The organism is Bradyrhizobium sp., assembly GCF_035935975.1.
GTDB lineage: Bacteria > Pseudomonadota > Alphaproteobacteria > Rhizobiales > Xanthobacteraceae > Bradyrhizobium.
Genome location: NZ_DASYWN010000059.1, coordinates 1 through 9,333, shown reverse-complemented (window position 1 = coordinate 9,333; position 9,333 = coordinate 1). Strand labels below are relative to the sequence as shown.

8 protein-coding genes and 1 pseudogene are annotated in these 9,333 nt (G+C 63.9%); 5 read left to right on the top strand and 4 right to left on the bottom strand.

From position 1 onward, the window contains the following. Nucleotides 1-626: pseudogene (locus VGR99_RS37925) on the bottom strand (Fe-S cluster assembly protein SufB); the annotation flags it as partial. Between the two features lie 112 nt (nt 627-738). Further along, the gene (locus VGR99_RS37920) at nt 739-1,878 is read right to left on the bottom strand and encodes a cysteine desulfurase family protein (RefSeq protein WP_326905053.1); all 1,140 of its coding nucleotides are present in this window, start codon (nt 1,876-1,878) and stop codon (nt 739-741) included. A gap of 349 nt (nt 1,879-2,227) precedes the next feature. On the opposite strand from VGR99_RS37920, the gene VGR99_RS37915 reads away from it, so the two are divergent. Beyond that, nucleotides 2,228-2,875, top strand: a complete 648-nt coding sequence (locus VGR99_RS37915) for an alpha/beta hydrolase (protein WP_008143006.1) — start codon at nt 2,228-2,230, stop codon at nt 2,873-2,875. Nucleotides 2,876-2,985: 110 nt separating this feature from the next. Here VGR99_RS37915 and VGR99_RS37910 read toward each other — a convergent pair whose 3' ends face one another. After that, nucleotides 2,986-3,681 (bottom strand): glutathione S-transferase family protein, encoded by a 696-nt coding sequence (locus tag VGR99_RS37910; RefSeq protein ID WP_326905052.1) that lies wholly within the window; start codon nt 3,679-3,681, stop codon nt 2,986-2,988. Nucleotides 3,682-3,791: 110 nt separating this feature from the next. Beyond that, nucleotides 3,792-4,895 carry an anhydro-N-acetylmuramic acid kinase gene (locus VGR99_RS37905; protein ID WP_326905051.1) on the bottom strand — a complete coding sequence of 368 codons (1,104 nt, stop codon included), beginning with the start codon at nt 4,893-4,895 and terminating at the stop codon, nt 3,792-3,794. 165 nt (nt 4,896-5,060) lie between these two features. Here VGR99_RS37905 and tyrS point away from each other — a divergent pair, with 165 nt between their 5' ends. The 4 genes from tyrS to VGR99_RS37885 all read left to right on the top strand — a co-directional run. Beyond that, on the top strand, nt 5,061-6,314 hold the full coding sequence (tyrS, locus tag VGR99_RS37900) for a tyrosine--tRNA ligase (protein WP_326905050.1): 1,254 nt from the start codon (nt 5,061-5,063) through the stop codon (nt 6,312-6,314). Nucleotides 6,315-6,370: 56 nt separating this feature from the next. Beyond that, complete coding sequence (locus tag VGR99_RS37895; RefSeq protein ID WP_326905049.1) at nt 6,371-7,633, top strand: MFS transporter; 1,263 nt, start codon at nt 6,371-6,373, stop codon at nt 7,631-7,633. Between the two features lie 206 nt (nt 7,634-7,839). Further along, entirely contained in the window at nt 7,840-8,244 is a 405-nt protein-coding gene (locus VGR99_RS37890) for a DoxX family protein (RefSeq protein ID WP_326905048.1), read from the top strand. A gap of 374 nt (nt 8,245-8,618) precedes the next feature. Beyond that, nucleotides 8,619-9,333: cache domain-containing protein (locus VGR99_RS37885; protein WP_326905047.1), on the top strand; the 715-nt coding region annotated here is incomplete at its 3' end.

The window sequence follows — 9,333 nt, the reverse complement described above, 5'->3', positions numbered from 1 at the left end:
GAGCCGTCGGAGAACACCGCCGAGTTCAGCGTCGCGTAGAAATTGTCCGACGTCGGAACCACCGAGCCGAGATACTTCTGCACCAGTTCGGGGTGTTCGCGGATCGCTTCCGAGATCGGCATGAAGATCACGCCGGCCTTCTTCAGCTCGGCCTTGAACGTGGTCGCGACCGAGACCGAATCGAACACGGCGTCGACCGCGATCTTGCGGCGCGCCGGATCTTCCTCGCCGGGCTTCGGCTCGACGCCCTCGAGCATGGCGACCTCCCGCAGGGGAATGCCGAGCTTCTCGTAGGTCTTCAGAATCTCCGGATCGATCTCGTCGAGCGAGCTGACCGTCTTCTTCGGCTTCGGCGCCGCGTAGTAGTAGAGATCCTGGAAGTCGATCTTGGGATAATCGACGCGCGCCCAGGTCGGCTCGGTCATGGTCAGCCAGCGCCGATAGGCCTCCAGCCGCCACTGGAGCATCCAGGCGGGCTCGTTCTTTTTCTGTGAGATGAACTTTACGATCTCTTCCGAGAGCCCCTTGGGAGCCTTCTCGGTGTCGATCAGGGTCTCAAACCCATAACGATATTGGTCGACGTCGATGCGCTTCACGCGCTCGACCGTCTCTTGTACGGCTGGCATTCCATCCTCCGCTCGCGGTTTCAAGGACCGCGGTGGATCAAACTCGGACGAGTATTACGATGTTTTTTGCGGAAAGCACAGGCTTAGAACGGTTCAAGCCGTGTTTCGTCGCTTAGCCTCTAAGTAGGGTATTACCGAGCTTTCGCCAAGCCTCTAACGCCCTATTGATCTCATCTGGATCCGTGGACCAGCCCAGACTGAGACGCACCGCTCCCTGGGCCACGGCGGGATCGAAGCCCATGGCTGACAGGACATGGGATGGCTGGACCTTCCCTGAGGAACAGGCCGAGCCGGACGACACCGCCACGCCTTCGAGGTCGAAGCCGATCACGGCGGTCTCGGCCTTCAGGCCCGGTGCGGTGAACAGAATGGTGTTTGGCAACCTCTTCACGTCATCTGCGAAGATGGTCGCACTGGCGATACCGCGAATGCCATTTTCCAAGCGATCTCTGAGGGTTGCCATGCGCTCCGCATCCTCAGGCAGAGCCTGAAGCGAGGCTCTGATGGCTGCGCCGAAGCCGGCGATACCAGCGACATTCTCGGTTCCTGCGCGCCGGTTCAGCTCCTGCCCGCCACCCCGCAACACCGGTTCCAATCCGGCGATTCCCTCTGCCACCACCAGCGCGCCTATGCCCTTGGGGCCGCCGATCTTGTGCGCAGAAAAGGTCGCAAGGTCGGCGCCTACCTCGTTAATATTGAACGCAATTTTGCCAAGCGCCTGAATCGCGTCGACATGCAGGAGGCCGCCGGCCTCGTGGACGATCCGGGCGGCCTCGGTGACCGGCTGGAGCGCGCCGGTCTCGTTGTTGGCGGCCATGATCGAGACCAGCGCCGGCGGGCCACCGGCGAGTAGCATCCGAAGGTGATCAAGGTCGATCACGCCGGAACGGGTGACATGGATCAGGTCGATTCTAGCAGCCGGAAACCGGCCGCCTGCCAGGACCGAGGCATGCTCGATCGCCGAAACCAGCAGCCGCGCGACGGGACCTCCGGACGGACCCTTCAGGCCAGGTGACAGCGCCAGCGCGTTGGCCTCGGTTCCGGCGGAGGTGAAGACGATGTTCCGTGGCAGTGCGCCCACCGCCGCGGCCAGCGTGGCGCGGGCCTCCTCGACCAGCCGCCGCGCCTCCCGCCCCTCGGCATGGACCGAGGACGGATTGCCGATCAGCTCCCAGGCGGCCAGCATCGCAGCCCGGGCTTCAGCACGGAGCGGTGTGGTCGCATTCCAGTCGAGATAAACGCGGTTCGGCATCGAGTAGTATATTACCTTACTTCGTCGGGGCTGTTCCGCCCCTGCGCCCGACATGGGCCGCCACCGCACGCTTGGCAACCGTGATTCCGAAGCCAGAGCCGGCGATGACGCGGCCATGACAGGCTAACGTCTTGAGCCCATTGGCTGATGTTCAAGATGCTTGCTTTTTGCCCCTCCGCCCATGTTAGAACGCGGGCCGTCAAGTCACCGCGCGCCGTTTGCGCATCACCGCGAGGCGCACGCCTTCTCACCCTTCCATTCGCGCTCTCGTCGGCATCGCTGTCGATGAGGCCACAATCGGTTGATTGCCGAGGATCCTCGCTCCAGCACATCAATCAAGAGATCACCGATGCCCGAAGTCATTTTCGCCGGCCCCGCTGGCCGCCTCGAAGGCCGCTACCACCCGGCCAAGCAGAAGAACGCGCCGATCGCGATGATCCTGCATCCGCATCCGCAGTTTCACGGCACGATGAATCATCAGATCGTGTACCAGTGCTACTACGCCTTCGCGCATCGCGGCTTCTCGGTGCTGCGCTTCAATTTCCGCGGCGTCGGCCGCAGCCAGGGCTCGTTCGACCACGGCACCGGCGAGTTGTCGGATGCGGCGGCCGCGCTCGACTGGGCGCAGACCATCAATCCCGAAGCGCGCGCCTGCTGGGTTGCCGGCTTCTCCTTCGGCGCCTGGATCGGCATGCAGCTTCTGATGCGCCGTCCCGAGGTCGAAGGCTTCATCTCGATCGCGCCGCCCGCCAATCTCTACGACTTCTCGTTCCTTGCGCCCTGCCCGTCGTCGGGCCTGATCGTGCATGGCGAGAAGGACGCGGTGGTGCCGCCGAAGGATGTCAACACGCTGGTCGAGAAGCTGAAGACGCAGAAGGGCATCGTGATCGACCAGCAGGTCATCCCCGGCGCCAACCACTTCTTCGACGCCAAGCTCGAGCCGCTGATGGAAACCATCACGGCGTATCTGGACATGCGCCTCGCCAACGTGCGCTGAGACCTTGTAGCCCGGATGGAGCGCAGCGAAATCCGGGAAACTCGACCCGCGGACGCAAGGCCCCGGATTGCGCTGCGCTCCATCCGGGCTACGGGAGCAACGCGCTCAGCTCAAGCTGCAAGCTTAAGCAGGTGCGCGTCGTGCCTGACGAGGAAGGCGCGCAGCAACTGCGGATAGTCGGCGCCGACCGCAGTGCGCACACTCGGACGTTTCGCGAGTTCGGCGCGCCAGGCGCGGACCTTCGGCACATCGCGGAAGATGCCGTGATCGGTCAACTCGTCGAACAGGTCGAAATAGCGGAAGACCGGCGCGAACACTGCATCGACGAGGCTGAACGCCTCGCCCGCGAAATAGGGCCCGGAGCCGAGCGCGGCCTCCACGCGCGCGAACTTTGCCGCAAGGGCCTGGCGCTTGCTCTCGAACGTCGTCGGATCCGTCGTGGTCTCCAGCCCCCAGAGATCGCCGAGGATCGCCGAGCCGAACTCCATCCAGGCGCGGTGCTCGGCGCGCTTCAGCGCGTCCGCCGGATGCAGCTTGGTGCCGCCCTGCGTCTCCTCGATGTACTCGCAGATCACGTTGCTCTCGAACAGCGCGACCTCGCCCTGCTCCGTCGTCACCACCAGCACCGGCACCTTGCCGAGCGGCGACAGTTTTAGAAACCACTCGGGCTTGTTGGCGAGATCGATGTCGATCCGCTCGAACGGAACACCCTTCTCCTTCAGCGCGATCACCGCGCGCTGCACGTAGGGGCAAAGCTTGTGGCTGATCAGTTTCAGTGAAGCGGGCGTTTCAAGCGACGTCGTCATGGCGATGATCCCGGCGGTTCGATGCAACTGCATCCAAGATAGATGCATTTGCATATATTCGTCAAGATCTATGCATCTGCATCAACCCCGGGCCGATGCAGAATCCGGCCTCAGGGCCGCGCGATCACCCCGCCGGTCATCGGCATCGGCACGCCGGTGGTGGCGGGATAGGACAGCGGCAGGCCCTTCAGGCCGCGGGCGGCGAGGAAGCCGAAGGCCTGCGCCTCGATGGCGTCGGAGGCCCAGCCGAGCGTCTCGGCGGCCTCGACGGTGGCCGAGCCGACGCGCTCCCGCAGCATCCGCAGCATGGTGAGGTTGCGCGCGCCGCCGCCGCAGATGATCCAGCTTCGCGGCCGCCGCGGCAGCAGCGGGATGACGCGGGCGATCGCAGCCGCGGTGAAGGCGGTCAGGGTCGCTGCGCCATCGGCGGGCTGGACGTCGCCGAGCTTCAGCGTGGCAAAGTCGTTGCGGTCGAGCGATTTCGGCGGCGGGACCGCGAAGAACGGCAATTCCAGCGCCCGCGCGATCCAGGCCTCGTCGGCCTTGCCGAGCGCTGCGAACTTTCCTTCCGCATCGAAGGCCTGGTTCATGGTGCGGTACATGAAATCGTCGAGCAGCGCGTTGCCGGGGCCGGTGTCGCAGGCGATCAGCGTGTCGTTGCCGTCGATATAGGTGATGTTGGAGACGCCGCCGATATTGACCACGACGATCGGCCCCTCGCGCTCCAGCGAGTTGGCGAGCGCCCGATGGTAGACCGGCACGAACGGCGCGCCCTGCCCGCCGGCCTCGACATCAGCGGCGCGGAAATCATGCATCACGGGAATATGGATCGCCCGGGCCAGCGCCGGCGCATCGCCGATCTGGACCGTCAGCCGCCGCTCGGGCCGGTGCAACACGGTCTGGCCGTGGAAGCCGACGATGTCGATATCCTCCGGCCTCATCCGGTTCTGGGCGATGAAGGCCGCGACCGCCTCGGCATGGGCGCGCGTCACCACCCGCTCGGCCTCGGCCAGGATGCCCGGCCGGGCATCGCGCTGCGTCAGGTTCACCGCCTCGCTCAGCGCCTGGCGCAGCAGATTGCGCTCGGCCGGGCTATAAGGGCGGTAACCGGAGGGCCCGAACGCCTTCACCTGCTTTCCGTCGGTTTCGATCAGCGCGACATCCACCCCGTCCAGCGAGGTGCCGCTCATCAAACCGAGTGCCGTCAACATCATGGATCAGCGTCCTCAAAACACCCGCTCCGGCATGCCGATCTTGTGCCAGAGGGACACATCTTATAATGCCACAGCGCCAAATGGCGGGCAGCAATCGAGTTCCCACGGAAGACCCTTAAATTGCTCCCAAAACAGTAAACCAAGAATTGTCAGGCACGCCGACAGATGACTGCATTTAAATCGGATTTCCTCAACACCCTGCAGGAACGTGGATTCATCCACCAATGCTCCGATTTCGAGGGGCTGGACGCACTCGCCGCCAAGGGCGAGGCGATCGCCTATGTCGGCTACGATTGCACCGCCCGCTCGCTGCACATCGGCAACTACCTGACCATGATGATGCTGCACTGGCTGCAGCAGTCCGGCAACAAGCCGATCACGCTGATGGGCGGCGGCACCACCATGGTGGGCGATCCCTCCGGCAAGGACGAGACGCGCGCGATGCGCACCGTCGCCGAGATCGAGGCCAACAAGGAATCGATCCGCGGCGTGTTCGCAAAGGTGCTGCGCTACGGCGATGGCAAGAGCGACGCCATCATGCTCGACAATGCGGAGTGGCTGACCAAGCTGAACTGGATCGAGATGCTGCGCGACGTCGGCCGGCATTTCTCGGTCAACCGCATGCTGACCATGGACTCGGTGCGGCTGCGCCTCGAGCGCGAGCAGGAGATGAGCTTCATCGAGTTCAACTACATGGTCTGCCAGGCCTATGATTTCGTCGAGCTCGCGAAGCGCACCGGCTGCCATCTGCAGATGGGCGGCTCGGACCAGTGGGGCAACATCATCATGGGCGTCGATCTCGGCCGCCGCATGGGCACGCACCAGCTGTTCGCGCTGACGACGCCGCTGCTGACGACCGCCTCGGGCGCCAAGATGGGCAAGACCGCGCAAGGCGCGGTCTGGCTCAACGCCGACCAGTTCTCGCCCTATGACTTCTGGCAGTACTGGCGCAACACCGAGGACGCCGACGTCGGCAAGTTCCTGAAGCTGTTCACGACGCTGCCAATGGCCGAGATCAGGAAGCTCGAAGCGCTCGGCGGCTCGGAGATCAACGAGGCCAAGAAGGTGCTCGCGACCGAAGCGACCGCGCTGCTGCACGGCCGCGACGCCGCGAACGAGGCGGCCGAGACCGCACGCCGCACGTTCGAGGAAGGCGCGCTGGCGGAGAGTCTTCCGACCGTGGAAATTCCGCGCGGCGAGCTGGATGCCGGATTCGGCGTGCTCAACGCCTTCGTCAAGGCGGGCCTCGTTGCCTCCAACGGCGAGGCGCGACGCCAGATCAAGGGCGGCGGCCTGCGCGTCAACGACGAGCCTGTCACCGACGAGAAGATGGCGCTGTCCGCCGGCAATCTGACGCCGGAGGGCGTGATCAAGCTGTCCTTCGGCAAGAAGAAGCACGTCCTCATCAAGCCTGCATAGGCGTATGAGCTTTTGATGCTTGTCAGGGGGCGTCGAAGCGCGCTCCCTGACGGGCAATGGATCAGAACACGCCCAGGGAACATGGAGCTGCGACGCAGCAAGGCGCGGTGCGCACCGCGCTCGTGGTGCTGGCGCTGTGCTTCACTTTGGCCGTTCTCGGTCGCGGCCTGAGTGAGAGCTTCACCGTCTTCCTCAAGCCGATCTCCGAAAACTTCGGCTGGGACCGCGCGCAAGTCGTCTCGATCTATTCGCTGACCTGGTTGATCAGCGGGCTGACCGCGCCGCTGGTCGGACGCCTGTTCGACCATTCCGGACCGCGTATCGTCTATGCGCTCGGACTGTTCCTGCTCGGCTCGGCCTTCCTGATTGCGGCGCACGCGCAGGCGCTCTGGCAATTCCAGCTTTCGATCGGGCTCTGCGTCGGCATCGGCGTCGCCTTCATCGGCAACGTGCCGAACTCGATCCTGCTCGGCCGCTGGTTCGGCCCGAAGCTGCCGACCGCAATGGCGGTGGTCTATTCGGCGATGGGCGGCGGCGTACTGGCATTGCTGCCTGCCTCGCAGCTGCTGATCGATCATCTCGGCTGGCGCGAGACCTACCAGCTGTTCGGCTTTGCCGCATTGAGTTTGCTGGTGCCGTTGTTGCTCCTGCCCTGGCGCATGTTCTCGGCCGGCTCGCCGTACATTACCAAGAGGACCGATCCTGACTTCATCGACAACGGCTGGACGCTGGTCAGCGCGATGCGCCACCACGCCTTCTGGGCGCTGTTCTCGACCTTCTTCTTCACCGCGGTCGGCATGTATTCGATCGCGGCCCAGATCGTCGCCTATCTGATCGACGCAGGATTCCCGCCGCTGCAGGCCGCGACCGCCTGGGGCTTTTCGGGCGTCGTGCTGGTGTTCGGCATGATCGGCGTCTCCGCGCTCGACGGGCTGATCGGGCGCCGGCCGTCGGTGCTGCTCAGCTACGCGATCTCGATCCTCGGCATCGTCCTGCTGTGGCTGCTTCAGTATTATCCGAACGTCATCCTGCTCACCGGCTTCGTCGTCTGCTTCGGCAGCATGATGGGTTCGCGCGGCCCGCTGATCACCGCGACCGCGATGAAGATCTTTCGCGGCAAGCGCGTCGGCACGATCTTCGGCACCATCTCGATCGGCAGCGGCCTTGGTTCGGCGTTCGGCTCATGGAGTGGCGGCCTGATCCACGATGCCACGCACGGATACAATCTGCTGCTCGCCTTCGCACTTGCGAGCGTGATCCTCGGAATGATTCCATTCCTGATTGTCCCCGCCTTGCGGGAGCAAGTCTCCCACAGGTAACCTGCGCGCATTCGCGTCACCGGGGAATTACGGATTGGCGTGACGCGAACAGCCGCAAAAAACGTGGATCGCGAACGGCTGAAAGTGCTGCCTGCGGTGTTTTGTCCGACATGACAAAAATGTCAGCTCGAATTGAGCCTGGGCAGCTTGCAGGGCGGAACTGAATGCGGTCCTAGTCGCAAGCATTGGATGGAGGGCACAAACCAATGAACTTTCCCTATCTCGTTCGCTTTCAGCCGGTTCTCTTGAGCCTGTTTCGCTTCTTCACCGGCCTCTTGCTGTTCCAGTATGGCGTCGCCAAACTGTTCAAGTTTCCGGTGCTGCCGTACTTCGCAAACATTCCCCCGATCATCTACGCGGCCGGTACGATCGAGCTCGTGCTTGGCGCGCTGCTGATGATCGGTCTGTTCACCCGCCTCAGCGCCTTCATCCTCTCGGGTGAGATGGCCTTCGCCTACTTCATGGGCCACATGTTCAAGGGCGAGACGCCGGTGTTCCTGCCCCTGCTCAATGGCGGCACCGCGGCGATCCTGTTCTGCTTCGCCTGCCTCTATCTCTCCGCAGCCGGCGGCGGCTCGGTCAGCGCCGATGCGGCGATGGGCAAGGACTGATCACCAGCGACGCTGACGCGCGCCATTAACGCGCACGTAACGGATGGCACCGGCAACTGCCGGTGCTATCTACCGCGAGCCCAGCACGTTCCAGATCAGGACGAGGGCCGCGACGAGCAGCACGGACATGATGAGGCGGTGAACGAATCGGTTCATGGCCGCTCCGGCAGAGCTCGATGACCACTCAAGTCTGAGGTCGATGTTCTCCAGCATGCGCGCTGAGGCGCGCCCGCGCATGGCGATTTGCCTGCACGATTGCGCATAGGGCTGCGGACGCTGTCCCGCGCGGCGGGCTGCCGCATGGCTATGTTCATGATTGGTAAGAACTTGATGCTACCGATGTTGACAATAACAACCATTCCGTAGGGGCTGTGATGAAGCTGCTGAGCCATCTGAAGATCCGCACCAAGCTGACCAGCATGGTCTGTCTTGCGGCTCTCACAGTCACTGCCATCATCGCGACATCGACCTATCTCGGCAAGAGCCGCATGATGGAGGACCGGGTCCAGCAGATGAAGACCGCGGTCGACATGCTCTACAACCTCGCCCAATCGGTTCAGGACGACGTCGCCGCCGGCAAGCTGACCCAGGCCGAGGCGAAGGCCCAGTTCCACATGCGCGGACGGCGCATGAGCTTCAATGGCGGCCAGGGCTACCCCGTCGTCTACAACCCCGACACCTCCCTGCTCGTGAACGGCGCCAACCAGCAGCTCGAAGGCAAGATCACCGGCGCGAAAGACTCCAACGGCGTGATGATCGCCGACGCCATCATGAACGTCGCCGCCCAGAACGCCCAGGGCGGTGTCACCTCTTACCTCTACCCCCGCCCCGGCCAGACCGAGCCGGTCCGCAAAACGGTGTTCGCGCGCAAATTCGCGCCCTGGGATGCAACCATCAGCTACGGCCTCTATGTCGACGACATCGACGCCGATGTGCGCGCGCTGACGCTGGAGCTCGCCGCGATCGGCGTCGGCCTGATGCTGCTGATGGCGACGCTGTCCTGGCTGATCGCCCGCGACGTGCTCAGTGCGCTCGACCGCCAGAAGAACCGCATGCAGGCGATTTCCGAAGGCGCCATCGACAAGCCGG